Below are 26,081 nucleotides of genomic sequence, written 5' to 3' on the forward strand. Positions count from 1 at the left end.
CTTTAAGACATGTCTCGAGAGAACAAACGGCTTTGGCTCAAATTTTTGAGTTTGTTCTCCGTTATTCGCGGTTATAACATCCTGGTTATTATTATCGCTCAATATTTAGCCTCCATTTTTATAATGGCTCACCATTTGCCTGCGCGCCAGGTGATCTTAGATCCGAATCTTTTTTTAATTGTGATCTCTACAGCATTAGCCATAGCTTCAGGCTATCTCATCAATAATTTCTACGATTCTGAAAAGGACCTGATCAATCGGCCTCGAAAGACCTTACTGGATAATTACGTCAGCCAAAAGACCAAGCTTGGTGTCTATTTCACGCTTAATCTGCTTAGCGTTATTATCGCTAGTTATGTTAGCTTTAAAGCTGTGCTTTTCTTTTCGCTTTACATCTTTGTATTGTGGCTGTATTCTCACAAGCTAAAGCGTTATCCTTTTTTAGGCACCCTTACGGCTGGTTTGGTAGCTATTTTGCCTTTCTTCATCATTTTTGTGTATTATAGAAATTTTGAAGCGGTGATTTTTGTTCACGCCATCTTTTTATTTTTTATTATCCTGATCAGAGAACTCGTTAAAGATCTCGAAAACCTGAAAGGTGACTTCACCTTGGATTATTCTACAATTCCCGTAAAATACAGCGTAAAATTCACAAAAAGGCTTATTTCTGTTCTGGTCATTTCCACTATTGTGCCAGCACTGATTCTAATTCTTTTTTTCGACTCAGGCCTTATGGATTATTACTTCCTCTTATGTGTGGTGTTGCTCTTAATATTCCTGTTTCAGCTCTGGAGGTCAGAGCAAAAAATGCACTACCTCTTGCTGCATAACCTTTTGAAATTTGTCATTTTGCTTGGCGTGTTTAGTATCATCTTAATCGATATTGAAGCGGTGATCAATAGGCTGTTTTAACCTCAGACCTCACAGTCTCGAAACTTCGAGACTGTGAGGTCTAGATATCCAGCTTAGTTCTAAACTTTGACTTAATGTTTCGTCCTACATGTAAGGGTTGAGCTTCTATTAAACGATTTTATACAAAGTTTGCGAAATGCCTGAAGCTTTCTCGGCAACAGATACTAACACGAAGCCTGCTGCGCCGCAAAAGCTTACTGTCGTAACTACTCACAAGTTTTTGCAGTGGCAATACCTGCCTGTGTAGCTAAAGGCAGGTCTGAAGAGCATTATTCTTTGGGGAGATACTCAAGCTTAAGGATGTCAATATCCCTGATAAGCTTTTCGATTTCATCGGGATTGGTGCCGTCGTAAAAACCACGAATGCGTTTTTCCTTGTCTATTAATACAAAATTTTCGGTATGGATGAGGTCGTATTTACCGCCGTCACCTTCAGATTTTGATGCCAAATATTCCTTCCGGGCAAGATTGTAAATCTGTTTTTTATCACCTGTTACCAAGTTCCATTTACTATCGATAACTCCTTTTTCCAGGGCATATTTTTTAAGCTGCGGGACATCGTCTATGTCCGGAGTAACACTGTGAGAAAGCAACAGAATATCTTCGTCGTCTTTGAATTCTTTCTGCAAGGTTTGCATGCTTTTGGCCATGTCTATGCAAATGCTTTGACAGGTGGTAAAAAAGAAATCAGCCACATAGATTTTGTCTTTATAATCCTTCTGCGTAATCGTGTCTCCGTTTTGATTGACGAGTTTAAAATCATCCACTTTGTGGTATTTCCTAACGTATTGAACGGTGGTATCCACGAGCTCTGCCGTAACCATGCTGGGTTGATAAACGGGCAGTTTAGGTGTGGGGTCCAGTTGCCTGTAAATGAGAGTGATGATGACAGCGGAAAGCAGGAGCATCACTAGGGCGAAAAATTTGTACTTGGCAAAAAACTTGAGCATTTTAAATTTTTATACTGCAAAAATAAGCCGAATGAGAATGCTGTTATGTCTCTTGGGTTACAATTATTTGTTAAGTCTAAGCAGTAGTCCATCAAAAATTTTTTATGCCCCGATAAAAGATTACTTTTGCGGTTGAAAATTACATAGTGATGGATCCATTTTTTATAAAAGCTATACAACTCCTTTTGAGTTTGTCTATACTTATTGTTTTGCACGAGTTAGGTCACTTTATTCCTGCCAAACTTTTCAATACCAGAGTTGAAAAATTCTATTTGTTTTTTGATGTAAAATTTTCTCTTTTCAAAAAGAAAATAGGCGATACGGTCTATGGAATTGGATGGCTGCCGCTGGGTGGTTATGTCAAAATTTCGGGGATGATCGATGAGAGTATGGATAAGGAACAAATGTCCAAACCTCCTGAGCCCTGGGAGTTTCGAAGTAAGCCGGCCTGGCAGAGGCTTATCATCATGCTTGGTGGCGTGACGGTGAACATTGTTCTTGGTTTCCTGATTTATATGATGGTGCTGTTTGTGTATGGTGAAAATTATTTATCTCCGGACGTATTCGATGACGGTCTGGAAACCGCTGAGGTGATGAAAGATTACGGCTTCATGGACGGTGATAAGATTTTGAGTGTTGACGGAGAACCTTTACAAAGCCAGATCGATATCAATAAATACCTTTTGTTGAGAAATGTGAATACCGTAGAAGTGCAGCATCCTACCGGAACCACAGAAACGATCTCACTACCCGAAGATATCGGTCAGCGGTTGTTTCAATCGGGAAGCCTGCAGCCTTTTTCTCCGGTTAAACAACCGATAATCGACTCTGTGCTGGCAGATTCCCCTGCTGCAAAGGCAGGGCTGCAAAAAGGTGATTTGATCACGTCGGTTAACGGAGAAAAGGTGAATTACTGGCACGAATTCAGAGAAAAAGTAGAAGCCAGCCAGGGACAGACCATCTCTTTAACCTATGATTCAACACCCGAGGCCAACCCGGGTCTTGATAAAGAACTCAACGGGGAAGGCTTTGGCAAGGCAGACGTCACGACCAATGAAGAAGGCAATATTGGCGTGTACACGTCAGCTATAACGGCTGATGATATTTTGACCAGGGATTACAGTTTCGGAGAAAGCATAGGGGCGGGATTTGATTTTGCCTACTGGACGCTTCACGATTACGCTGCCCAGTTCAAATACGTGTTTACCAAAAAAGGAGCCACTCAGGTTGGAGGATTTGGTGCTATAGGAGGTTTGTTTCCCGAGGCGTGGGACTGGAAGGCCTTCTGGACGACAACCGCCTTTATTTCTATTATTCTAGCCTTTATGAATATACTTCCTATCCCTGCTTTGGATGGAGGGCATGTCATGTTCCTGCTCTACGAGATGATTTCCGGTCGTAAGCCCAATGAAAAGGTTATGGAATATGCCCAAATGATTGGTTTCTTTATAATTATAGCCTTGGTCCTGTTTGCTAATGGTAATGACGTTTACCGCTGGCTGACGGGTGGTTAAAAATTAATTTTTTTTCCAAAAAATATTTTGTGAAACTAAATATTGGTTTATATTTGCAACCGCAAAACACGAGAGTTTTTTACATCATATAAATTCCCCCTTAGCTCAGTTGGTTAGAGCATCTGACTGTTAATCAGAGGGTCCAAAGTTCGAGTCTTTGAGGGGGAGCTTAATAATCAAAGCCTTACGTAATCGTAAGGCTTTTTTTATTTTCATTTCTAACACAAAGCGGTTATTAAGATAATTTTCAAGGCATCTTAAATAAAAAAGCATCAATTTGCATTTTATATTTATACATTCCTTTGGTTCTAAGCTTTTCAGGCAGCCTTTCAACTTCTCTTTACATTATGCTCTTTAAGCTTTTAAACATCCCATGATTTAACCTGTTCTTTTGTCTTCGTAAGCTTGAAAAAAATTTAATATGTAAAATTTAGTTGCATTTTTCATTTTTGATCAAGCAGGTAAACCCCAATTTAAGAAATGCTTTTATTGCTATGTTTCGGCATTTTGGGTATGAATATTTTAATTTTTTTAACCAGAAAATGTGCTATGTATACAAGGGTTAAAGAGTGTTAATCCTTTGTCTGATAGCCTATTATTTTTTTATATTTGAAGGAATCAAAAAATTAAATAAAATGAAATACACAGAAAAAGTTTCAAATAAACTCAATGAACTATTAGAAAAAAATTACGATGCAGAGGCTGGATATATAGCAGCTAAAGACAATGTAAAAGACAGTAATTTAAAAAATTTCTTTAAGGAAAGAGCAACCGATAGATATGATTTCGGTCATGAACTTAAAGCAGAAATCAAATCTTTCGGCGAAGAGCCGGACAAAGGAACAAGCTTAAAAGGAGATGCTCATCGGGTCTGGATGAACCTGAAATCAACATTTTCCAGTGATAGTGATGAAGCTGTGCTAAAAGAAGCGATTAGAGGAGAAAAAAAGGCCCTAGAAGATTATAATGATATCCTAAAAGAACTTGATCTTCCTGCTTCCACAAGAACAGTGCTGGAGAAACACCGTAGCAGTGTACAGGCATCGCTAGATCATGTAAAGACTATTAAAGATTTCGCGTAAGTATTTCAATGACTTAATCATAGACACAGAGGCTGCTATTTTGCAGCCTCTTTTTTTGTTTAAAAATGATCTGATGTGCTATATGATGTAGTGCATTGATAATCTGTTTAAGGGGAGTTTTGTTATAAGCCAAAACCCTGACTTCATTTTAATACTGTATATTTAATTGCATTATAAGCTAAACCTCATTTTTAATCTAATCTTCAAAACCAATACTTATGAACTGGATATATAATTCGGCGGATCCTCTTCTTGTAACTTTAGCCTCCTGCCTGGGTGTGTTTATATCAATAATTATAGCTACTCGATTAATAGGGCTTCGATCTTTTGCTAATTTTTCAGCCTATGATTTTGTATTGACATTAGCCATCGGAAGTATAACCGCTTCTGTTCTGACGACCGCAATAACATTAACCCATGGTTCTGTAGCCATTTTTGGATTGATGCTTTTGACCTATATTTTTTCAATTCTACAAAGACGCTCCGGATTTTTTGACAGCCTGGTCTCGAATAAGCCACTTTTACTGATGGATGCTTCAGAAATACTCTATGACAATCTTAAAAAGGCCAGAATTCAGGAAAAGCAATTGATTACAAAACTTAGAGAAGCCAATGTGTATAATTTTGATCAGGTTCTGGCAGTTGTCCTTGAAACAACAGGAGATATTACGGTGCTTCATAAGTCTTCAGCCTCCAAAGATTTACATCTCGATGAAGAAATTTTGCGTGATGTCTCCCGAAAATAAGCAAAAAAGATATTCAGCCAAAATATTTATCTATTCCGTGAAGAGATATCACTTGTATTTTTCTATTTTTAGTTCAAATATTATATCCCATGAAATCAGTAGTATTCTTTTTTATATTTTTCTTAAGCCTGTCACTTTCAGCACAGCAGACTTATATCTATTGCGGAAATTTAGTAGACGTAGAGAAAGGTGAAATGCTTTCTGAAACCACTATCATTATAGAAAAGGACCTTATTGTTGAGGTTAAAAACGGCTTTGTAAACGTTCCAGAGAATTCAAAGTTGATAGATTTAAGAGAATCAACGGTTCTTCCGGGCTTATTTGATATGCATGTGCATTTAGAGTCTGAAACATCAGAAGACAAATACATAGAGCAGTTTACATTGAACGACGCTGACGTAGCCTTTGTAGCTCAAGCTCACGCCAAAACAACTTTGATGGCCGGCTTTACTTCCGTGAGAGATCTTGGTGGAAGTGGAGTCAATACAAGTTTAAGAGACGCTATAGCCAAAGGATTAGTCACTGGCCCGACGGTTTATTCTGCGGGCAAAGCCATTGCAACAACCGGAGGTCATGCCGATCCTACCAATGGTTATAAAGAAGATTTGATGGGAGTTCCAGGCCCGGCAGATGGCGTTATCAATGGTACGGCTGAAGCCAGAGAAGCTGTAAGACAGCGTTATAAAAACGGATCGGATGTTATCAAAATTACCGCGACTGGCGGAGTTTTAAGCGTAGCCAAAAGTGGTTCTAATCCTCAGTTTTTTGAAGATGAGATTAGGGCTATAGTAGAAACAGCAAACGATTACGGTATGTTAACAGCCGCTCATGCCCATGGAGACGAAGGCATGCAAAGAGCCATAAAAGCAGGGATAAAAACTATAGAACATGGGACATTGATGTCTGAAGAAACCATGGAACTGATGAAGCAATACGGTACTTACCTGGTTCCAACAATCACGGCAGGGAAAAGCGTAGCTGAACTGGCTAAAATTGTCGGGTATTATCCTGATTTAGTAGTTCCAAAAGCTAAAGCAATTGGTCCTCAGCTTCAGAATACTTTTGAAAAGGCTTATAAAAAGGGAGTGAATATAGCCTTCGGAACTGATGCCGGTGTTTTCAAACACGGCAATAACGCCAAAGAATTTGGTTATATGGTAGAAGTGGGTATGCCAGCTATGGAGGCTATCCAGTCTGCTACTGTTATCCCGGCTCAATTGCTTAAGGTATATAGCCTTTATGGATCTATTGATAAAGGAAAAAAAGCAGACATCATCGCTGTTAAAAAAAATCCGATTGAAGATATTTCAACTTTGGAAAATGTAATTTTCGTCATGAAGCATGGTAAAGTTGTAAAACAATAAGCCAGAATATTATTTTTATGTTGAGAATTTATAAAAAAAAGTCCGTTTTTCTTAACACGGACTTTTTTAGTTTAAAACTCTGGAACAATTATTCTTCTTTGTTTTTTTTTCTTTCTTTTAAAATTTTAGAATACATCACAACGATATAGATAATCACAATTACAAAGGCTAAATAAATCCAATTTTCCTGTAAAAATTCGGTGAATTCACCAGGTTTGTAGGATTCACTATGACTGCCTTCAGGTTTGGGTAATTCACTTTGCTGCATGACTGTATTTTTGGTCTTTAAACATAAATGTTAAATTAAATTCATCTAAAAGAATTAAGATTCATAATTTAGATGAACTTCAGGAATACATTATTCTTCGGCCTTGTTCTTTTTTGATTTTTTTGAAAATCTGATCACCAGAATAATCGCTATGATAAGTAAGACTATATATAACCAGTTTTCTTGAAGGAACTCAGTAAATTCAAAAGGAGAGTATTCCTCACTGTTACTACTTGAAGGTTTGGTTACGGTTGTTTGCATATCATTTGGTTTAAAAGATTGAAATTAAAGTCCTTTGATGAAATTTCCAAGGGAATCACCAAAATTAAGTTGAGTATCCACCTGATTTCGGTCCAGTTTCTTATGAACTGAAAGTCCCCAGAGGATAAACTCGAGCCAAAAATACTTTTCGTTAGGCTCATAATTAGACACGTATTTATCCAGCATTTTCTCAAGTGGCTTTATTTTTGAAAGGGCGGACTCATATTCTGCATTGGAGTCATCTTCAAAAAACTGAATATCATCATGTTCTAAAAACCACTTCAGAATCTCGTCATAAGACTGCGTTTCATCCTGCTTTTCTAATTTTTTGATCTCAGGAAAATAAACCGGATACAGGCTTAGGATTGCAGAATCAATAAGTTGCTGTGCAACAAATTCTGCTCCTTCTTCTTCACCTTCATAAACCAGTTCCACCTTTCCGGTGATAGCTGGAATAATCCCGCTAAAATCACTTAAGCGTACACAGGTCTCATCGTCACCATTGACCAGGGCTCTACGCTCTGCAGTACTCAATAAGTTTTCGAATGCTGTGATGCTTAATCTCGCACTAACGCCACTTTTTGCATCTACATAATGGCTTTTTCTGGCTTCGATGGAAATTTGTTCTAAAAGCGTTCTGGCCAAATCTGGAACAATGATGTGATCTTTTTTGAAATTGGATAAGTTGGCTTCCTGTCTTGTAATTTGCTTGGCGATTTCAATATCTTTTGGGTAATGGGTCAAAATCTGAGAACCGATTCTGTCTTTTAAAGGAGTCACAATACTTCCACGATTGGTATAATCTTCCGGATTGGCCGTAAATACAAACTGTAAATCAAGCGCTAATCTCAAATTAAAGCCTCTTATCTGAACATCGCCTTCCTGAAGAATATTAAACAAAGCGACTTGTATTCTTGCCTGCAAATCGGGTAATTCATTGATGACAAAAATACAGCGATTGGCTCGAGGAATCATTCCGTAATGAATCACTCTTTGGTCGGCATAACTCAGCTTAAGATTTGCTGCTTTTATAGGGTCAATATCACCTATAAGATCGGCGACGGTTACATCTGGTGTGGCCAGTTTCTCTGCAAAGCGTTCACTTCGGTGTAACCAGGTAATGGGTGTTTTAACACCTTTTTTTTCGACCAGCTCTTTGGCATAAAGTGAAATGGGATGAAAAGGATCATCATGTATTTCAGAACCTTCCACAAAGGGGATATATTCATCTAACAGGTTCAGAAGTTGTCTTGCAATTCTTGTTTTGGCCTGACCCCTGAGTCCCAAAAGGTTGATGTTGTGTCTGGATAGGATAGCCTGTTCCAGCTGAGGGATGACGCTGTGTTCATACCCAAAAATTCCTTCGAAAGAGTTTTTATCATTTTTTAAATTGAAAATGAGATTGTCTCTCAGTTCATCTTTTATAGGTTTAGATTTATAATTATTATCCTTTAAATCTCCAAGCGTCTTCAGTGCAGTAAGTTGCATGTTATAGTTTTTTTCGTTTGTTATTTTCGTAATCTTCAAAAATCATTTCTCCTAAACCTTTCAGTCCTGAAAAGTAAGCTCTTCCTTGATTTGATTTGGTGAATTCCCTTACAAATTGCTGTAGATAAGGGTCAGAAGCTATCATAAAAGTGGTGATAGGTATTTTTAATTTTCTGGCCTGAGCAGCCATATTGTAGCATTTCTTAGTAATGGTTTCATCCAGGCCTGCGCTGTTTTTGTAATAGCTCCCATCAGCAAGTTTCAAGCAGCTTGGCTTGCCATCGGTTATCATAAAGATTTGCTTGTTGGCATTTCTCTTTCTGCTTAAAATTTTCATGGCCAGTTGCAATCCTGCGACGGTATTGGTATGGTATGGTCCCACCTGTAAGTAAGGCAGATCACCAATTTTAACAGGCCAGGAATCATTTCCAAAGACAATAATATCCAGGGTGTCTTTGGCATATTTTGTAGTGATCATTTCAGCAAGAGCCATGGCTACCTTTTTGGCCGGGGTGATTCTGTCCTCACCATATAAAATCATACTGTGACTGATGTCTATCATAAGAACGGTGCTCATCTGAGTTTGATGATGTGTGTCGTTGACTACCAGGTCATTCTCAGACATCCGGAACTCATCAATCCCATGATTGATCTGAGCGTTTTTAAAACTTTCAGTCATGGAAACCTGATCAAAGCCATCTCCAAATTGAAAATCCCTTAGATCTCCAGTCTTATCTTCCCCAATTCCTGTATGCTTTGTTTTATGTTTGCCGGAACCGGTTCTTCTTAACTTACCAAAGATTTGTTCCAAAGCATGCTTTCTGATGGCTTGCTCTGTTTTGTTGGTAATTTTCACTCCAGAATTACCATCGGGTTTGATCTCTTCCCGGATGTAGCCTTTCTTTTTGAGATCCTCTATAAAGTCATCTATGCTATAATCTTCATTTGTAATTTCGTAGGCTTTATCGAGTTCACGCAACCAGTCAATAGCTTCGTCGAAGTCGCCTGAGGTATGCGTGATCAATTCCATAAAAATGTCCAACAGCCTATCAAATAAACTGGTGTTTTCTTCATAGGTTTTAAAAACGATGCCTTTTCTATAATTTGCCATGCCTTAAAAGTAGTAGAAATAAGAGGAGACTAGGAATAAGTTTGTGTTAAACTGTTTTTAAATTAAACCAGCTCGGTTTAAGAAGTGGCTAAATATTTTCTCCTGAATTTTATAACCAGAGCTATACTTCGGATAAGCATCCAGACAAAAAAAGCAATCCAGATCGCATAGAGTTTTAAGCCTAGATAATCAAATAAAAGGAGTGTTGGCCAAAAACCAAGGAATGTAGCTATAAGTAAAACATTTCTGAGGTATTTAGCCTCACCAAGCCCTTTAAAAATGCCGTCAAACATAAACGCAATGGCATTGACGGGCTGCATGAGCAAAACCAGCCAAAACACCGAAGAGAAAAGAAATAAAACCTGTTCATCTTTATTGAATATCAGTCCGATTTCATCGTAAAGCACAGCGCAAATCCCGGCCAGTAGAAGAGCAATAATAACTGAATATTTACTAATGTCTTTGCTTAAATTCCAGAGTTTGGTGTAGGCCTTGGCTCCAAGAAGTTTCCCCCCAATGGCATTTCCGGCATTGGCATACCCATCGATAAAAAATGAAAAAAACAGCCAGATATTCATCAGGATACTTTGAGCGGCTATATAGTTTTTTCCGTAATCCGTGGCATAAGAGTTTGCCAAATAGATCGCGATATTAAGAGCCAGGGTTCTTAAAAACAAATTGGAAGCCATGGAGATAAGAGGCTTTAAGTTTGGATTTAATCCAAAGCTGAGTTTAAGATGGAAAGGCGTTTTTTTCATGTAAAAATACAAAGCCATGACAAGCATTACCGCCTGAGCAATCACGCTGGCAATAGCCGCACCTTCCAAATGCATAGCGGGGATGATGCCGTCAATTCCATAAACCAGCATAAAATTTAAACCGATGTTTACAGCGCCGCCCACAAGGCTGCACTTCATAGCCCATAATGTATTTTGAAGACCTCTGAAGACGCCAAATATCGCAAAGGTGACAAGCGTGAAAGGATAGCCCAGAGCTCTTATCCGGTAATAGCTTTTGGTGTAATCCAAAATCAATCCTTCCGCATTGTAAGCGCTAAAAATAAGTTCAGCAAAAAAAGCCGTGATAAAATAAATAAACAAACTCAATATAAAATTGAGTAAGATGGTTTGTGGTACAAGGGTTTTTACTGCATTAAGTCGGTTTGAGCCCAAATGCTGGGAAACTAAAGCTGAGATTGCTGTTTTAGTTTGCGCCAAAATCCAGATGATGGCCGATAAAAAAGAGCCAACGATACCAGCTGCAGCCAAAGCTTCTACAGCATTATTCTCCACATTTCCTATAATAGCAATGTCGCTTAAGGAAATAAGAGGTTCTGCTATTCCTGCGATAATTGCAGGAACAGCAATCGTATTAATCTCCTTAAAAGATACTTTTGGTGTGTTTATGGATGTTTTAGAAGACATCCAGAATGCTTTCCAATTTCATGCCTCTGGACCCTTTTATCATGATGTCTGGGGTGAGCAGGGTTTTGTTTTCTTTGATGTAAAGTTTAAGTTCATCGGTTGTTTTAAAACCCTTAATATCATCAAATCCTGAAGAGGCTTTATGAAAAGATGCTCCACATACCAAAATGACATCAAAATCTAATTTTTTACAGACTTCAAGCATATGCCTGTGTTCCTTTGAAGCATCATCACCCACTTCAAACATATCCCCCAGAATCACTGTTTTTTCTTTAGAAGTCATTTGTTTAAAACTTCTTAAAGCCGCTTCCATGCTCGTAGGATTTGCATTGTAAGCATCGAGTAAGATGTCATGACCATTTTTTTTCAGGATTTGAGATCTCATTTCCTCAGGTTCAAAGTTTTCGATAGCCTCCTTAATTTTTTCTTTATCTACACCAAAGTACCTCCCGATGCCTATAGCAGCAGATATATTTTTAAAATTATAACTTCCTATCAATTTGCTCTGTATAGTGGTATTTGAATATTCAACATTTACAAAAGGTTTGGCTTCTTTAAAAATGACTTGACAGTCTGAAAGGGATTTTTCCCCAATGCTATAATTTTTGTGCTGAATAGCTTTGTTGACTTGCACTTCATCATCGCGGTTAAAAAAAATGAGACCATCATGTTCAATGAGGTAGTCATATAATTCAGACTTGCCTTTTATAACCCCTTCTATTCCTCCAAAACCTTCCAAGTGAGCTTTTCCAAAATTGGTAATCAACCCATAATTGGGCTCTGCGATCTGACATAGGGCTTCGATTTCTTTCTGGTGATTCGCTCCCATTTCTACAATGCCAAGATCCAATTCTGCAGTAAAAGAAAGTAGGCTTAGCGGAACCCCGATGTGATTGTTCAAGTTGCCAGCGGTAGCTTTTACTTTAAACCGTTTAGAAAGTACCTCATGAGTCAGCTTTTTAGTAGTGGTTTTTCCATTGCTTCCCGTGATAGCAATAATGGGGATCTGGATTTGTCTTCTGTGAAAATTGGCCAGCTCCTGAAGTGTTTCCAAAACATTATCAACCAGAATTTTCGAATCTCCTTTTTGGGTTTCATCATCGATTATGGCCAGTAGGGCTCCATGTTCCAGAGCTTGATCTGCATAAGCATTTCCGTCGAAATTATCGCCCTTTAAAGCAAAGAAGATAGAATTGGATTCTATTTTTCGAGTGTCAGTAGAAACCCCGCTGCTTTCCAAAAATTTTGAGTATAAGTCTGCTATATCTTTCATAAATAGAAATAAAAAAAGCTCTAATACAAAATTAGAGCTTTTTACTTAGTAAGAATAGTATTCTTTAATTTCTTGTTCTTCTTCCTTTATTAGACTTAGAGCCTACTTTGGACATTGCATTTCTAAAACCGATATCATCTGTAGCCATGTCCTGAGGATAAAATCTTCTCTGAGCTGGATCTAACCAGTATTCTCTGTCTTTCCAGGATCCACCTTTGTAAACTCTAACATTGTCATCGATTAAGGTTGTTCTGCCTGAGGAGTCGTCGTATTCTCTTTCAATCTCACCATCTTTCAACGTTACATTGTTATCTGGAGAGTTGTACATCTGGGAGTTATCATCAGAACGTTTGCTATAATATCTCGAAGATAGTTTGTCCCCGTCTCTGAAATTGACATTGTCGCTTTTCGAAAATTGAGTTCTAAGATAAGTTTCCTTTTCGCCAATTTCTACTTCCGCAATTTCACCTGGAAGATTTCTGGCAATGATTTTTCCGTTGCTCAAAGTGTCATAAACCACTTCTTCAGTGGAAAGCACTTTTACTTGACCGTCCGCTGTAATGGCGTTTTTGGTATAAACATTTCCTCTGAAATAGTTGAAATCGTTGAACTCATTATTAACTCTAGGTCTGTAGACATCCGCAACCCATTCAGATACATTACCCGCCATGTCATATAAGCCATAATCATTAGGCTCGTAAGATTTCACTTCAGCAGTGATATCTGCACCATCATCACTCCATCCGGCTATTCCACCGTAATCTCCTCGTCCTTGTTTAAAGTTTGCACGTTGATCACCGACTGTTTTTCTATCTCCAGATCTGGTATATCTACCATCCCATGGATATTTTTTTCTACCTCTGTAAGAATTATAATCTCTCAAGGAACTTTGTCCTAAGGCCGCGTATTCCCACTCAGCTTCTGTTGGAAGTCTGTAGGCCGGGAGTAGTTCGCCATCTTTTCTTTGTACATAAACGTTTGTGCTATCCGGATTGTTTTTCAGCAGTCTGTCACTTTGCTTCCCTCCTCTAGTTATAGAATCACTTCCGCCATAAACCTGGGATGGAGCATTTAAGTAGGTTTCTGTACTAAATACATTATTGGCATCAGAGGTTTGATAAGCATCTCTTACGGTATAACCTTTATCTGCAAGTCTTTTTTCATTTACACGGTCTGTTCTCCACTGGCTGAATTCTGTAGCTTGTATCCAGTTTACGCCAACCACTGGATAATTGTGGTAAGCGGGATGTCTCAGGTAATTATTTACCATGTTTTCATTGAATCCAAGCGGATTTCTCCAAACCAAAGTATCTGGCAATGCGCCGGTATAGATATTAGCATAGCGTTCTTCAGAAGGAGGAAAAACCGCCTTTAACCAATCCAGGTATTCCAAATACATAACATTGGTGACCTCTGTTTCATCTATGTAAAACGATTGAACATGTTGCTGAGTTGGGGTGTTATTCCAATCATGCATTACGTCATCCTGTACTCTGCCCATTGTAAAAGTTCCGCCCTCCACAAAAAGAAGTCCTGGACCAGGTTCCTGTGGTTCATAGTCCGTCTTATAGCTTACGCCACCATCTCTACCGCTCAAATCCCAACCAGTAGCTCTTGAGTTACTTTGGTAGTCTCTTGAGTTGTTGCAACTTGTCATAGCTAGAGCTATGAAGACAAATGTGCACGATTTAACGAAGTTTTTCATAATCATAATTTCGATTTTAATCCAAATTTTGTTCGCAATATAATGATTAACGCTGTATTAACAAGTATATTTTCTTTGGCTAGAATTAAATTTTTTCAAACTCATTTCTATTTAATTATATATATACTATCATTGTATACTTTACGTTATACCATAACAATTGACAAGTTTCAGCATGAAAATTCTACTGATTTTTTTTTGTTTATTCACCTGCGTAACTTCTTACGCTCAGGGGGGTAAAGTTAATTTAAATTGGGGTAATGACAATAAAATTGCTGAAAAATCTCTAAATTATACTTATTTATCAGGATTGGACCCTGTTTATTTTGAGTTTGATGAGAGCGAAGGGCGTCTTCTTTACACCTGTTTTTTTGAAACTAACAGCCCTGGCCTTGTTTTAGAAAACATTAAATCTGAAAGGGTTTCAGGTAAGCTAACGAATAATATTCGTTTAATTCCACAACGTCTTGATTATAAATTCACTGAGGTTAACTTCCGGGGCAAGCGTAAAATGATTTTAAGGATGAATCCTTTTTTCTATAAAGACAATGTTATTCATAAAGTTATTTCTTTTGAAATCACTCCGGCTAAGGGTTTAAACGCTAAGTCCGTTTCGACAGATTCTCGTCCAAAAAACAATATGCAACTAACAAATTCAATATTTAGTTCAGAGGGTTTTTTCAAATTTTATGTAGAAGAGACTGGTGTTCATCGCTTGGATTTTTCATTTTTAAGGAATTCAGGGATCGGTGTACCTAGCATTCCATCTGAAAACCTGAAAATATACGGGCATGGGGGAGGAATGCTTCCTTTAAAAAATGAAGACAATTTATATTTTGACCCACCAGAAATAGCCATCCAGGTTTATGACGGCGGTGATGGGATATTCAATCAAGGAGATTATGTTTTATTTTATGCCACGAATACTGAAAGTTGGAGTGAGGAAAATGCGACAAATCTCAACCTTTACGCTAAGCGCTCCTATTATTATATGTCTGTAAATTCTAGTGGAGGAAAACGCATGGCTGCTTTGGACGAGCCTTTAGGAACAGCATCCAAAACATTCACCGAATTTGATGCTTATCAATTTTATGAAGTGGATGAGACTAGCTTATCTCTGGTAGGCAGGCGCTGGTTTGGAGATCGATTTGATATAGAAACCGAGAGAACTTATACCTTTAATTTTCCAAACTTGGTGCAAAATCAACCCTTACAGCTTGAGGTAAGACTGGGGGCTGTTTCTCCCATAAATTCCTCTTTTAACTTATCTGTGAATGGCCAGGTTCAGGGAAATCCAATTACTATTTTAGGAACATCAGACAATACACCTTCGCGAGGAGCAGTGCGAAGAACTCAGATAAGTTCAAATTCTGATGAGGTCAGTATTGAGTTAGCCTATGCCAAAAATGGAAACCCAGGGGCTTCAGGATTTTTAGATTTCATATCAGTTGAAGGCAAAAGAGAATTAATCGCTGGAGCAGAGCAGTTTAAATTTTATAATAAAGAAGCGCCGACCTTAAGCGGAGTAGGAGAGTATGTGATTCAAAATGCTTCAGAAGTTACCCAGGTTTGGGAAATTACAGACCCTATCAACCCGACCTTTGTCACCAATGAAGATCAGTCCCCGATTTTTTCCTTTAACAGCCCTTTGGGTTCCGAAAGGGAATTTCAGGCGGTTACTTCTTCTTATTTGCGACCTTTACTCGAACCTGGTAATGTTCGGGTGTCTAGACAAAACATTAAGGGCACTATTCTGACCGATGCACAAGGTCAGTTTCAAGATCTGGATTACTTGATTATAACCCAATCTTCCTTCATGTCTGCAGCCAACAGATTGGCTCAGTATAGAAGAGAACATGATGGGCTGGTTGTCAAAACCTTGGCTGTTGAAGATATTTATGAAGAGTTTAATTCGGGGAAACAGGATATTGGAGCGATAAGAAACCTGGTTAAATATATATATGACAATGCATCTTCTCCAGAGAATAGAATTAAGTTTTTAGGAATTATTGGAGATGCTTCTGTAGATTATAAGGATAGGTTACAAAACAATACGAATATAGTCCCTACGTTTCAAAGTTTAGGCAGTTTTTCTACCACGGTATCTTCCTTTATGTCCGACGATTATTTTGTAATGATGGATCCGGAGGAAGGAAGGATGGATCGAGGTGAATTGATGGACCTTGCTGTAGGAAGGATTTTGGCAGACACTCCTTTTCGTGCAAATGCCATGGTTGATAAAATTATTTCTTCTGAACAAAAAGAGTCCTATGATGAATGGAGAAACAACTTTATATTGATTTCAGACGATGCCGATGATGTTAGTGACTTTAGGCTTCAAGTGGATTTGGACAATCTTGGGGATACAATTTCAAAAAACAAACCTACGGTAAACGTAAAAAAAATTCATTCTGATGCTTTTCAGCAGATAGCCGGAGCAGGTGGAGACCGCTATCCTGATGTGAATTCAGCGATTACTGATTATATAGAAGTAGGTGCTGCTGTAGTTAACTATTTTGGACATGGAGGTGAAGATGGATTGGCTCAGGAACGTATTGTGACTCAAACCAACACGCAGAACTGGACTAATCCAGACCGCTATACCTGCTTTGTAACTATCACTTGTGAATTTACAAAGTTTGATAACCCGCTTCGCATGACAGGCGGAGAACTTACCTTTTGGAATCAAAACGGGGGAGCCTCTTCACTGGTTACCACCACCAGGGCAATAAGTGTTTTTGCAGGAGTTCAGTTTAATAACGTTTTCGCTCCCTACCTCTTCGATTTTGATAATAATGATGAAACTATTGCTGAATCTGTCGCTAGAGCTAAGCGGGGTATTTCTGGAAATGGGAAAAGAATTGTCTTTTTTGTGGGAGATCCTGCTATGAGATTACCGCTTCCAAAATCCAGGGTTCAACTTAGCAGTATTAATGGTGTGCCGATTTCTCAATTCAGTGATACTTTGCAGGCTCTTGGAAAATATAAGTTTAAAGGTCAAATAGTAGATGCTAACAACCAGGTGCTTCAAAATTACCAGGGGAATTTATCCGCTGTTGTTTTTGATAAAAGAATTGAAAGGCAAACTTTAGGAAACGATGGAACACGGATTAACGGTCAGCTGGCTGTCATGGAATTTACGACTTTGGGCGAGAATTTGTTTAGGGGACAGGCTAGTGTTGATAATGGAGAATTTGAATTTGAATTTGTTCTGCCTAAGGATACGGGTTTCCCAGTAGATAAGGGAAGAGTGAGTTTCTATTCTTCAAAAGCAAACGCGCTTGAAGAATACAGTGGCTTCAATACAGAGATTTTGATTGGTGGTTTAAATGAAAACGCTCCGGAAGATAATGAAGGACCTGCCATCAGCTTATTCATGAATGATGAAAACTTTGTGAGTGGCGGGATAACCGATGATCAACCTTATATTTTGGCATTGCTCGAAGATGAAAATGGAATCAACACAGCTGGAGGTATAGGACATGACTTAGTTGGTATTTTGGATGGTGATGAAGCCAATCCTATAATTCTGAATGAATATTATGAAGCAGAGCAGGATGATTATACCAAAGGAAAAGTGTATTACAGACTAAGTGATCTGGAAGATGGGGAACATACCCTAAGCATAAAAGCTTGGGATGTGTATAATAATTCTCATACTCAAGATATTCGGTTTATAGTTGCTGGAGATGATGAACTCAAAATTACCCGCGTCCTCAATTACCCAAATCCTTTTATTGATTATACTGAGTTCTGGTTTAATCACAATCGTCCCTTTGAGCCTCTTGAGGTGATGGTGCAGGTGTTTACCGTTACAGGCAAGTTGGTCTGGACTCAAAATCAAATTGCGAATACCAGCGGTTTTCTCTTCAGGGGCATGAGTTGGGATGGACGAGATGATTTTGGAGATAAAATCGGAAAAGGGGTATATGTTTATAAGCTTACCGTAAAATCAAACCTGACTAATCACAAAGTTGAAAAATATGAAAAACTTGTCATCTTATAATTTATATATATTTGCTAACTCAATATTCTCTATGAAATCATTACCGCTACTGATACTGGTTTTTTTATTCGTATCCAAAACTACGTTTTCACAAGATGATCGCCGTGTTATTACCACGGGTGTTCCTTTTCTACTTATTGCCGCTGATGCCAGATCTTCCGGTATGGGAGACCAGGGTGTTGCAACGCCTGTAGATGCTTTTTCTCAGCAGTGGAACGCTGCAAAATATACCTTTTCAGAAACCAAAACAGGAATAGGTTTGTCCTATACGCCTTACCTTAGAGAGTTGGTTAACGATGTTAATATTGCTAATTTATCTTATTTCAACAGAATAAATGAAAGAAGTGCTTTTGCAGCCAGTATTCGTTATTTTGATCTTGGAGAAATAGAATTGAGGCAAACAGCAGATCAGCTTCCTAACATAGCGAATCCCAACGAATTTGCTATTGATCTAAGTTATTCATTAAGGCTAAGTGAGGAGTTATCCATGGCTGTAACCGGGCGTTATATAAATTCTAATTTAAGAATTCCTACAGGAATTGCAGAGGCAGATGCTGCCAGTGGTTTTGGAGCAGATATATCTATGTTTTACAGAAGTGAAGAGAAATTTTATAAAGATTTCAATGGTCGCTGGAGAGGTGGATTGTCCATAAGTAACATTGGCCCGAAGATAAAATATGATGATGTGGGTCAGGAAAATTTCCTGCCTACCAATTTTAAAGCCGGGGCAGGATTTGATTTTATCTTGGATGCTGCCAATACCATTGGTGTACATGTTGAATTTAATAAGTTATTGGTGCCAACCCCACCTAGGTTTGAAACTGAAAATGGACAGTTAACACCTGAAGGTCAGCAGGCATTTCTGGACTATTCAAATCAGAGTGCTTTAGGATCTATTTTTTCTTCCTGGACCGATGCTCCTGACGGCTTTTCTGAAGAACTAAAAGAGATTACCTGGGCACTTGGTGCGGAATACTGGTTTGAGGATAGTTTTGCCTTAAGGTTAGGCTACTTCAATGAGTCTCAGGATAAAGGGTTTAGAAAATTTTTAACCATGGGGGCTGGGTTTAAATATTCAGCTATCAATATCGATGTGTCTTACCTGTTTTCAACTTCAACAGTGCAGAATCCCCTCGAAGGCACTTTGAGGTTTGGGTTGACCTTTAATATTGGAGATAATACCTATATTGAATATTAACTCTATATTTGTTAGAAACATTTGAAAAAAAGTATCAAGATAATTGATACTTTTTTTGTCTCTAAGAAGATCAGTATTATGACAGAAAAGCAAATAAGTACTAGCCTGCAACTCTTTGATTCAGTTTCCGAACTTCCAGACCAAATTCAGAAGTTGATGCATAAAGCTGTGGAAGCTAGGCTGACGGCCTATGCTCCTTATTCCAAATTTAAAGTGGGTGCAGCATTGTTATTAGAAAATGGGGAAGTGGTTGCGGGTAGCAATCAAGAAAATGCATCTTATCCTTCAGGCCTTTGTGCAGAACGTACGGCGATATATGCTGCTGGAGCCAATTATCCTGACCAAAAAATAAAAGCTTTGGCGATAACAGCAACCTCCGAAAAACACGATGTGCTGGAGCCTGTTGCGCCCTGTGGTGCCTGTCGGCAAGCTATTGCAGAATATGAGCAAAAACAAAATGAACCCATTTCAATATATTTTACGGGAACCAGCGGTAAAGTGATCGGTGTGAAGTCGCTTTTGGAAATATTACCTCTGGCGTTTAACAATAAATTTCTTTAGACTTAATACACCTAAAGTATTTTCAATTCTTACATAAAGTATTACTTTTGTAATTCTGTTTTATAACGTAGAAAAAAAGCTGTACATGAAAAAAATAACAAAAAAAACCTATTTGAAGTGGTATGAAGACATGCTGTTTTGGAGAAAGTTTGAAGATAAATTGGCTCAGGTTTACATCCAACAAAAGGTAAGGGGTTTTTTGCATCTTTATAACGGGCAAGAAGCGATTTTAGCTGGAGCTTTGCATGTCATGGATTTGAAGAAAGATAAAATGATTACAGCTTACAGAAACCACGTACAGCCCATAGGAATGGGAGTGGATCCCAAAAGAGTGATGGCAGAGCTATACGGCAAAAAAACAGGGACTTCTCAAGGTTTGGGTGGATCGATGCATATCTTTTCAAAAGAACATAGATTTTATGGCGGTCACGGAATAGTTGGAGGACAAATCCCTCTAGGAGCCGGCTTAGCTTTTGCAGATAAATATTTCAACACCAATGCAGTGACGCTATGTTTTCTTGGCGATGGAGCAGCAAGACAGGGTTCTTTGCACGAGACCTTAAACATGGCTACCAACTGGAATCTGCCAGTTGTTTTCTGTGTTGAAAACAATGGATACGCCATGGGAACTTCTGTTAAAAGAACCTCCAGTCACGAAGATATCTGGAGACTTGGCTTAGGCTATGAGATGCCTTGTGGTCCTGTGGATGCCATGGATCCTACCAAAGTAGCTGAAGCTTTGGATGAAGCTATTACCAGAGCAAGGGCAGGAAAAGGACCTACTTTCTTAGATTTAAAAACCTACAGGTACAGAGGACATTCCATGAGTGATGCTCAAAAATACAGAACGAAAGACGAAGTAGAAGAATATCAAAAAATAGATCCAATATCCAAGATTAAAAAGATTTTGCTGGATAAAGAGTACGCAACAAAAGAGGACATAAAGAAGATTGATAAACGGGTAAAAGACAAAGTGAGCGAGTGTGAAAAATTTGCGGACGAGTCAGATTTCCCAGACAAAAACGTCATGTATGACGTGGTATACGAGCAAGAAGATTATCCTTTCATTTCTCACAAATTATAAGTAGATGGCTGAAGTAGTAAATATGCCCAGATTAAGTGACACCATGGAAGAAGGTGTTGTGGCAAAATGGTTAAAGCAAAAAGGAGATAAAGTAGAAGAAGGAGACATTTTAGCTGAAATCGAAACCGATAAAGCGACGATGGAATTTGAATCTTTTCATGATGGTGTGCTTTTGCACATCGGTGTAGAAGAGGGTGAAGGTGCTCCTGTAGATTCGCTTCTGGCCATTATTGGAGAAGAAGGAGAAGATATTGATGACTTGATAAAAGAGGCTGAAAATGAAGGTTCATCAGAAGATAGCTCTGAATCTCAAGAGAAGAAGGCATCAGAGGATGATTCATCTGAAGAAGCTGAAATCGATGCTGGCGAGGAAGAACAGGGAGATCTTCCTGATGGCGTAGAAGTTGTTACCATGCCAAGGTTAAGCGATACCATGGAGGAAGGAACCGTGGCTAACTGGCTGAAATCTGTTGGTGATGATGTGGAAGAAGGCGATATTTTGGCTGAAATCGAAACCGATAAAGCGACGATGGAATTTGAATCTTTCTATACTGGGAAATTGTTGCACATCGGTATAGAGGAAGGTGAATCTGCTCCTGTAGATGACGTATTGGCTATAATTGGCCCAGATGGGACAGATGTAGACCAGATATTGAAATCTTTAAAATCAGGAGGAAAACCATCTTCTGATTCTAAAAAAGAATCTAAAGACAAGACCCCTAAGGAAACGAAAACGGAAGATAAGCCTTCACAGTCCAGCGCACAAGATAAGTCTGGTGACGAGGATGCCGATAATACAGATGATCAAGGAAGAATACTAGCCTCACCTTTAGCTAAAAAAATAGCTGAAGATAAAGGTGTAGACTTGAGAAAGGTCAAGGGCTCCGGAGATCATGGGAGAATCGTGAAAAAAGATGTGGAAGACTTTAAGCCTTCTGCAGAAACGACACAGAAAGAAGCCTCACAAGCCGAACAACTTAAACAAGAAGAAGCTGCGCCAGCACCAAAAGTGTACACCCCGGCGGGGGATGAATCTTTTGAAGAGGTGAAGAATTCTCAAATGAGAAAAACCATAGCTAAGCGCTTGTTAGAATCTAAGAATTCAGCACCGCATTATTACCTCAATATCGAAGTGGATATGGAGAATGCAATGGCTTCCAGATCACATATCAACGAGATGCCGGATGTGAAAGTTTCTTTTAACGATCTTGTAATCAAAGCTTCCGCAATGGCTTTAAGAAAACATCCACAAGTCAATTCTTCATGGGATGGCGAAACGACAAAGCTTGCTAACCACATTCATGTAGGGGTTGCTGTTGCTGTAGAAGAAGGGCTTTTGGTTCCTGTTTTAGAATTTGCAGACCAGCAAAGTCTGACTCAGATCGGAGGTAATGTGAAAAATTTAGCTTCAAAAGCTAAAAACAAAAAATTGCAGCCCAACGAAATGGAAGGCAGTACTTTTACAGTCTCTAATTTGGGAATGTTTGGTATTACAGAGTTTACAAGTATTATCAACCAGCCAAACTCTGCTATTCTTTCTGTGGGAACCATCGTTGAAAAACCTGTGGTTAAACATGGTGAAATAGTTGTCGGGCACACGATGACACTTACTTTAGCATGTGACCATAGAACAGTTGATGGTGCTACGGGTGCTAAGTTTCTCCAAACCTTAAAAACCTATCTGGAGAATCCGGTCACTATGTTAGCATAGTTGCTGTTATACAGAAACAACCTACTGCCTTTTTAGACTTTTAATAGGTCTTTAAAGGCAGTTTTTATATATTCACTTTATGAAAAAAATTATTATCACCCTTTGCATAGGTTCACTTTTAGCCTTCTCTTGTAAAAATTCAACGCAAGATGAGAAAAAAGAAAATTCAGAAGCATCAGATAAAATCGAGTTTGAATATACCGCAGAATCAGCTCTCAAAGAGATAACTTCCGATGAGTTTATGGGCAGGGACACAGGTTCAGATGGTATTGAAGAAGCTGCGTTTTACATTGAAAATTCCTTTCAGGAATTTGGTGTGAAACCTTACTTCGAAACCTATAAGGATTCTTTCAAACTGAAAGAAATAGAAGGTTACAATGTGGTGGGTGTTTTGAAAGCTGATCAACCGAATGATTTAAGCCCACTTATTATTGGTGCTCATTACGATCATATAGGAATTGTTGAAGCAGTAGATAACGACAGCATTGCTAATGGAGCCAATGATAATGCAACGGGAACTGTCGCTGTTCTTGAACTTGCTAAGTTCTTATCCAGCCAGGAATTGAAGCGCGATGTTATTTTTGCGCTCTTTTCTGCGGAGGAAAATGGCCTGGTTGGTGCAAGGCATTTAGCGACTAAACTGAAAGTTCAAAATACAGAACCTTATCTTGTCTTTAATATTGAAATGCTGGGGGCTCCAATGAAGGATAAGCCCTATCGTGCCTACGTCACTGGTTATGACATGTCAAATCTCGCTGAGGTGTTCAATAGTTTTTATGAAGGCCAGGATGCATTTTTAGGATTTTTACCTCAGGCTGCTGAGTACAATCTGTTTAAAAGAAGTGATAATTATCCGTTTTATGAGGTTTTCAAAATACCGGCTCATACCATCAGTTCTTTTGATTTTACCAACTATGAGTATTATCATCATGTCAATGACGAGTTTGAAGAGCTCGACCTAGACGCTTATTTAAAATTAGTCGACGACTTAAAGCCTGGAGTTTTGCAATTAATCAATTCCACCGAAACCACCGTAAAACTAAAGTAATGTCAAAAACCATAGTGATCACAGGAACAAGTCGCGGTATTGGCTTTGAACTTGTTAAGCTTTTTGCTGCTGAAGGTCATACTGTATTTGCCCTATCCAGAAACGATAAGCCTGTAAGTGCTCTGAATCTTGAAAATGTGTTTTCTTTTTCCTGCGATCTCAGCGATTCTTCTCAGGTTTCTGAAGTGGCTGAACAGATAAAATCCCAGGTCAGCTCTGTGGACATATTGATTAATAACGCAGGTCAATTTTTAAAGCAGGACTTTAAAGATACCAGACTTGAAGATGTGAGAAGCGTATATGAAACAAACGTATTTTCAGTTTTCGATTTGACGCATCAGTTGCTTCCGGCGATGAAGGATTCTACACATGTGGTTACCATCAGTAGCATGGGTGGCGTGCAGGGGAGCATGAAATTTCCCGGACTTGCGGCTTACAGCTCAAGCAAAGCAGCGGTCATCACCTTAACTGAATTACTTGCTGAAGAATACAAAGAAAACGGGCCTTCTTTCAATGTCCTGGCCTTGGGGGCAGTTCAAACTGAAATGCTAGAAGAAGCCTTTCCAGGTTTGCAGGCTCCCAATTCAGCACTGGAAATGGCAGAATATATCAAAGGCTTTTCAGAAAACGGTCAGCGTTTTTACAACGGAAAATTATTGCAAGTTTCAAGTTCTACCCCTTAACATAGAATGAAAGAAACACTTCAAAAATATTTGCCAGAGCGTTCGGTCGTTCCTGTGATGGGAATGATAAAAGCCTATCAAATTCAATTGAAGATTGTAAGCCAGAGGCAAAGTAAACATGGTGATTACAGGCTCAAGCCTGATGGATTTCATCAGATCACAGTCAATTCCAATTTGAATAAATACCGATTTTTGATGACGACGGTCCACGAGGTGGCTCATTTAATAGCCTTCAAGACCTACGGATTTTCTATTTTGCCTCATGGGCCTGAATGGAAGCATACCTTTCAGAAATTGATGCTGCCGTTTTTGAATCCCGAAATATTCCCAAATGATCTTTTGCCTGAGCTGGCAAGACATTTCAAAAACCCTACCGCAAGTACGGATACCGATGCCAGACTTGCTGTAGCTATCAAGCAGTACGATAAGCCTAATGATAAATATTTTATATTTGAAATCCCCTTAGGGAGCATTTTTCAAATTCCAAATGGAAGGAAATTTAAAAGAGGCAGGAGAATTAGAAAACGCTACGAATGCCACGAAGTGAGCACAGGAAAAATATATGTATTTCAGCCTAATGCTGAAGTGGATCTTTTAAAATAATAAGTATGAGTAAAAAGGATAATTATGCCGTAATCATGGCTGGAGGTGTGGGTTCAAGGTTTTGGCCTGTGAGTAAGACCTCCTATCCTAAACAGTTTCATGACATGTTAGGAACTGGCAAATCTCTTCTGCAGCAAACCTTTGTAAGATTAGCGAAAATTGTTCCAGCCGATCAAATCTTAATCCTAACCAATTCAGAATATACTGGACTTGTTAGCAAACAGTTGCCCGAGATCAAAAACACTCAGGTGATTGCCGAGCCCGCGATGAGAAATACGGCGCCCTGTATTTTGCTTTCAGCTCTTAAAATCAATAAAGAAAATCCCAGAGCAAGAATGATTGTGGCTCCCAGCGATCATTGGATAGAAGATGAAGAGGCTTTTGCAAGTGATGTGCACAGGGCTTTTGAGGCTTGCACAAAACAAGACCTGTTAATGACTTTAGGCATCACACCCACCTTTCCCAATACAGGTTACGGTTATATCAAGTATCAAAAAGAGGAGTCTTCCGCTGTTAAAAAAGTGGAGACATTTACCGAGAAGCCCGATTATCCTACAGCCCAATCCTTTTTGAAAGAAGGCAATTACTTGTGGAATGCAGGAATTTTTATATGGAAAACCTCTCTAATTATAGATCAGTATCAGCAGTTTCTTCCAGATATGTTTTCTGTTTTTGAAAAGTCCTGGTCCAAATTGAATACGCAAGAAGAGGAGAGCTTTTTAGAAAATCATTATCCTCAGTTTGAAAATATTTCCATCGATTACGGTATCCTGGAAAAAGCAAAGCAGGTCGGAGTGATTGAAGCCAGTTTCGACTGGAGCGATTTAGGGACCTGGGGTTCACTTCACAATCAGCTTCCTAAGGATGAAAACGAGAATGTAAGTATAAATGCAAAATCCGTTTTTATAGACTCAACCAATACCATTTTGCGAACGTCTAAAGATAAAATAGCTATTATCAAAGGTCTTCACGATTATATCGTTGTGGAGAGCGATGACAGTCTTGTGATTTTACCCAAAAAGGATGAACAAGAAATCAAAACAATACGTAACTTGGTTATGGATAAATTTGGAAAAAACCACGGCTAAC

General features: G+C 38.7%; 22 protein-coding genes and 1 tRNA gene. 15 read left to right on the plus strand and 8 right to left on the minus strand.

Annotated features, from left to right (window positions below):
- The first annotated feature begins 9 nt into the window (after positions 1-9).
- Positions 10-912, plus strand: a complete 903-nt coding sequence (locus BLP81_RS10535; protein ID WP_093368431.1) for a geranylgeranylglycerol-phosphate geranylgeranyltransferase — start codon at positions 10-12, stop codon at positions 910-912.
- A gap of 269 nt (positions 913-1,181) precedes the next feature.
- Here the strand turns inward: BLP81_RS10535 and BLP81_RS10540 are convergent, their stop codons facing one another.
- Entirely contained in the window at positions 1,182-1,862 is a 681-nt protein-coding gene (locus BLP81_RS10540) for an SCO family protein (protein WP_093368432.1), read from the minus strand.
- A gap of 149 nt (positions 1,863-2,011) precedes the next feature.
- Between BLP81_RS10540 and rseP the strand changes: the two genes are divergently transcribed.
- The 5 genes from rseP to BLP81_RS10565 all read left to right on the plus strand — a co-directional run bounded on the left by rseP (position 2,012) and on the right by BLP81_RS10565 (position 6,568).
- A complete protein-coding gene (gene rseP / locus BLP81_RS10545; RefSeq protein ID WP_093368433.1) occupies positions 2,012-3,376 on the plus strand; it encodes an RIP metalloprotease RseP in 1,365 nt (454 codons plus the stop codon).
- A gap of 94 nt (positions 3,377-3,470) precedes the next feature.
- A tRNA-Asn gene (locus BLP81_RS10550) sits at positions 3,471-3,544 on the plus strand.
- A 467-nt stretch (positions 3,545-4,011) separates the two neighbouring features.
- Positions 4,012-4,458 (plus strand): ferritin-like domain-containing protein, encoded by a 447-nt coding sequence (locus tag BLP81_RS10555; protein WP_093368464.1) that lies wholly within the window; start codon positions 4,012-4,014, stop codon positions 4,456-4,458.
- Positions 4,459-4,676: 218 nt separating this feature from the next.
- Positions 4,677-5,204, plus strand: coding sequence for a DUF421 domain-containing protein (locus BLP81_RS10560; RefSeq protein ID WP_093368434.1), 528 nt, complete (start codon positions 4,677-4,679; stop codon positions 5,202-5,204).
- 89 nt (positions 5,205-5,293) lie between these two features.
- A complete protein-coding gene (locus BLP81_RS10565; protein ID WP_093368435.1) occupies positions 5,294-6,568 on the plus strand; it encodes a metal-dependent hydrolase family protein in 1,275 nt (424 codons plus the stop codon).
- A gap of 88 nt (positions 6,569-6,656) precedes the next feature.
- Here BLP81_RS10565 and BLP81_RS10570 read toward each other — a convergent pair whose 3' ends face one another.
- The 7 genes from BLP81_RS10570 to gldJ form a co-directional block, all read right to left on the minus strand.
- A complete protein-coding gene (locus tag BLP81_RS10570) occupies positions 6,657-6,836 on the minus strand; it encodes a hypothetical protein (protein WP_093368436.1) in 180 nt (59 codons plus the stop codon).
- 90 nt (positions 6,837-6,926) lie between these two features.
- Positions 6,927-7,097, minus strand: a complete 171-nt coding sequence (locus tag BLP81_RS13660; protein ID WP_176752708.1) for a hypothetical protein — start codon at positions 7,095-7,097, stop codon at positions 6,927-6,929.
- 24 nt (positions 7,098-7,121) lie between these two features.
- The gene (locus BLP81_RS10575) at positions 7,122-8,585 is read right to left on the minus strand and encodes a magnesium chelatase (protein WP_093368465.1); all 1,464 of its coding nucleotides are present in this window, start codon (positions 8,583-8,585) and stop codon (positions 7,122-7,124) included.
- Position 8,586: 1 nt separating this feature from the next.
- A complete protein-coding gene (locus tag BLP81_RS10580) occupies positions 8,587-9,696 on the minus strand; it encodes a vWA domain-containing protein (RefSeq protein WP_093368437.1) in 1,110 nt (369 codons plus the stop codon).
- A gap of 77 nt (positions 9,697-9,773) precedes the next feature.
- Positions 9,774-11,120, minus strand: a complete 1,347-nt coding sequence (locus BLP81_RS10585) for an MATE family efflux transporter (RefSeq protein ID WP_093368438.1) — start codon at positions 11,118-11,120, stop codon at positions 9,774-9,776.
- The gene (locus tag BLP81_RS10590; protein ID WP_093368439.1) at positions 11,110-12,393 is read right to left on the minus strand and encodes a UDP-N-acetylmuramoyl-tripeptide--D-alanyl-D-alanine ligase; all 1,284 of its coding nucleotides are present in this window, start codon (positions 12,391-12,393) and stop codon (positions 11,110-11,112) included. Before BLP81_RS10590 ends, BLP81_RS10585 begins: the two co-directional genes overlap by 11 nt.
- Before the next feature lie 64 nt (positions 12,394-12,457).
- Positions 12,458-14,104 carry a gliding motility lipoprotein GldJ gene (gene gldJ / locus BLP81_RS10595; RefSeq protein WP_394330532.1) on the minus strand — a complete coding sequence of 549 codons (1,647 nt, stop codon included), beginning with the start codon at positions 14,102-14,104 and terminating at the stop codon, positions 12,458-12,460.
- 169 nt (positions 14,105-14,273) lie between these two features.
- Here gldJ and porU point away from each other — a divergent pair, with 169 nt between their 5' ends.
- The 9 genes from porU (at position 14,274) to BLP81_RS10640 (ending at position 26,080) form a co-directional block, all read left to right on the plus strand.
- Positions 14,274-18,104, plus strand: coding sequence for a type IX secretion system sortase PorU (gene porU / locus BLP81_RS10600; RefSeq protein ID WP_093368440.1), 3,831 nt, complete (start codon positions 14,274-14,276; stop codon positions 18,102-18,104).
- A gap of 31 nt (positions 18,105-18,135) precedes the next feature.
- Positions 18,136-19,302, plus strand: a complete 1,167-nt coding sequence (porV, locus tag BLP81_RS10605; protein ID WP_143002832.1) for a type IX secretion system outer membrane channel protein PorV — start codon at positions 18,136-18,138, stop codon at positions 19,300-19,302.
- A 78-nt stretch (positions 19,303-19,380) separates the two neighbouring features.
- Positions 19,381-19,863 (plus strand): cytidine deaminase, encoded by a 483-nt coding sequence (cdd, locus tag BLP81_RS10610; RefSeq protein WP_093368442.1) that lies wholly within the window; start codon positions 19,381-19,383, stop codon positions 19,861-19,863.
- 85 nt (positions 19,864-19,948) lie between these two features.
- Positions 19,949-20,947: a pyruvate dehydrogenase (acetyl-transferring) E1 component subunit alpha gene (pdhA, locus tag BLP81_RS10615; protein WP_093368443.1), complete on the plus strand. Its 999-nt coding sequence runs from the start codon at positions 19,949-19,951 to the stop codon at positions 20,945-20,947.
- Positions 20,948-20,951: 4 nt separating this feature from the next.
- Positions 20,952-22,658: a pyruvate dehydrogenase complex dihydrolipoamide acetyltransferase gene (locus BLP81_RS10620; RefSeq protein ID WP_093368444.1), complete on the plus strand. Its 1,707-nt coding sequence runs from the start codon at positions 20,952-20,954 to the stop codon at positions 22,656-22,658.
- Positions 22,659-22,737: 79 nt separating this feature from the next.
- Positions 22,738-23,706 carry a M28 family metallopeptidase gene (locus BLP81_RS10625; RefSeq protein ID WP_093368445.1) on the plus strand — a complete coding sequence of 323 codons (969 nt, stop codon included), beginning with the start codon at positions 22,738-22,740 and terminating at the stop codon, positions 23,704-23,706.
- Entirely contained in the window at positions 23,706-24,389 is a 684-nt protein-coding gene (locus tag BLP81_RS10630; protein ID WP_093368446.1) for an SDR family NAD(P)-dependent oxidoreductase, read from the plus strand. The genes BLP81_RS10625 and BLP81_RS10630 overlap by 1 nt, the downstream gene beginning before the upstream one ends.
- A 6-nt stretch (positions 24,390-24,395) precedes the next feature.
- A complete protein-coding gene (locus BLP81_RS10635) occupies positions 24,396-24,992 on the plus strand; it encodes a SprT-like domain-containing protein (RefSeq protein ID WP_093368447.1) in 597 nt (198 codons plus the stop codon).
- Positions 24,993-24,997: 5 nt separating this feature from the next.
- On the plus strand, positions 24,998-26,080 hold the full coding sequence (locus BLP81_RS10640; protein ID WP_093368448.1) for a mannose-1-phosphate guanylyltransferase: 1,083 nt from the start codon (positions 24,998-25,000) through the stop codon (positions 26,078-26,080).
- The last annotated feature ends 1 nt before the right edge of the window (position 26,081 follow it).

Source organism: Psychroflexus sediminis (genome assembly GCF_900099815.1).
Lineage (GTDB): Bacteria > Bacteroidota > Bacteroidia > Flavobacteriales > Flavobacteriaceae > Psychroflexus > Psychroflexus sediminis.

Bases quoted from the DNA above. Each gene is read 5' to 3' on its own strand.
- BLP81_RS10535 (WP_093368431.1), top strand. From the start codon at position 10: ATGTCTCGAGAGAACAAACGGCTTTGGCTCAAATTTTTGAGTTTGTTC.
- BLP81_RS10540 (WP_093368432.1), bottom strand. From the start codon at position 1,862: ATGCTCAAGTTTTTTGCCAAGTACAAATTTTTCGCCCTAGTGATGCTC.
- rseP (WP_093368433.1), top strand. From the start codon at position 2,012: ATGGATCCATTTTTTATAAAAGCTATACAACTCCTTTTGAGTTTGTCT.
- BLP81_RS10555 (WP_093368464.1), top strand. From the start codon at position 4,012: ATGAAATACACAGAAAAAGTTTCAAATAAACTCAATGAACTATTAGAA.
- BLP81_RS10560 (WP_093368434.1), top strand. From the start codon at position 4,677: ATGAACTGGATATATAATTCGGCGGATCCTCTTCTTGTAACTTTAGCC.
- BLP81_RS10565 (WP_093368435.1), top strand. From the start codon at position 5,294: ATGAAATCAGTAGTATTCTTTTTTATATTTTTCTTAAGCCTGTCACTT.
- BLP81_RS10570 (WP_093368436.1), bottom strand. From the start codon at position 6,836: ATGCAGCAAAGTGAATTACCCAAACCTGAAGGCAGTCATAGTGAATCC.
- BLP81_RS13660 (WP_176752708.1), bottom strand. From the start codon at position 7,097: ATGCAAACAACCGTAACCAAACCTTCAAGTAGTAACAGTGAGGAATAC.
- BLP81_RS10575 (WP_093368465.1), bottom strand. From the start codon at position 8,585: ATGCAACTTACTGCACTGAAGACGCTTGGAGATTTAAAGGATAATAAT.
- BLP81_RS10580 (WP_093368437.1), bottom strand. From the start codon at position 9,696: ATGGCAAATTATAGAAAAGGCATCGTTTTTAAAACCTATGAAGAAAAC.
- BLP81_RS10585 (WP_093368438.1), bottom strand. From the start codon at position 11,120: ATGTCTTCTAAAACATCCATAAACACACCAAAAGTATCTTTTAAGGAG.
- BLP81_RS10590 (WP_093368439.1), bottom strand. From the start codon at position 12,393: ATGAAAGATATAGCAGACTTATACTCAAAATTTTTGGAAAGCAGCGGG.
- gldJ (WP_394330532.1), bottom strand. From the start codon at position 14,104: ATGATTATGAAAAACTTCGTTAAATCGTGCACATTTGTCTTCATAGCT.
- porU (WP_093368440.1), top strand. From the start codon at position 14,274: ATGAAAATTCTACTGATTTTTTTTTGTTTATTCACCTGCGTAACTTCT.
- porV (WP_143002832.1), top strand. From the start codon at position 18,136: ATGAAATCATTACCGCTACTGATACTGGTTTTTTTATTCGTATCCAAA.
- cdd (WP_093368442.1), top strand. From the start codon at position 19,381: ATGACAGAAAAGCAAATAAGTACTAGCCTGCAACTCTTTGATTCAGTT.
- pdhA (WP_093368443.1), top strand. From the start codon at position 19,949: ATGAAAAAAATAACAAAAAAAACCTATTTGAAGTGGTATGAAGACATG.
- BLP81_RS10620 (WP_093368444.1), top strand. From the start codon at position 20,952: ATGGCTGAAGTAGTAAATATGCCCAGATTAAGTGACACCATGGAAGAA.
- BLP81_RS10625 (WP_093368445.1), top strand. From the start codon at position 22,738: ATGAAAAAAATTATTATCACCCTTTGCATAGGTTCACTTTTAGCCTTC.
- BLP81_RS10630 (WP_093368446.1), top strand. From the start codon at position 23,706: ATGTCAAAAACCATAGTGATCACAGGAACAAGTCGCGGTATTGGCTTT.
- BLP81_RS10635 (WP_093368447.1), top strand. From the start codon at position 24,396: ATGAAAGAAACACTTCAAAAATATTTGCCAGAGCGTTCGGTCGTTCCT.
- BLP81_RS10640 (WP_093368448.1), top strand. From the start codon at position 24,998: ATGAGTAAAAAGGATAATTATGCCGTAATCATGGCTGGAGGTGTGGGT.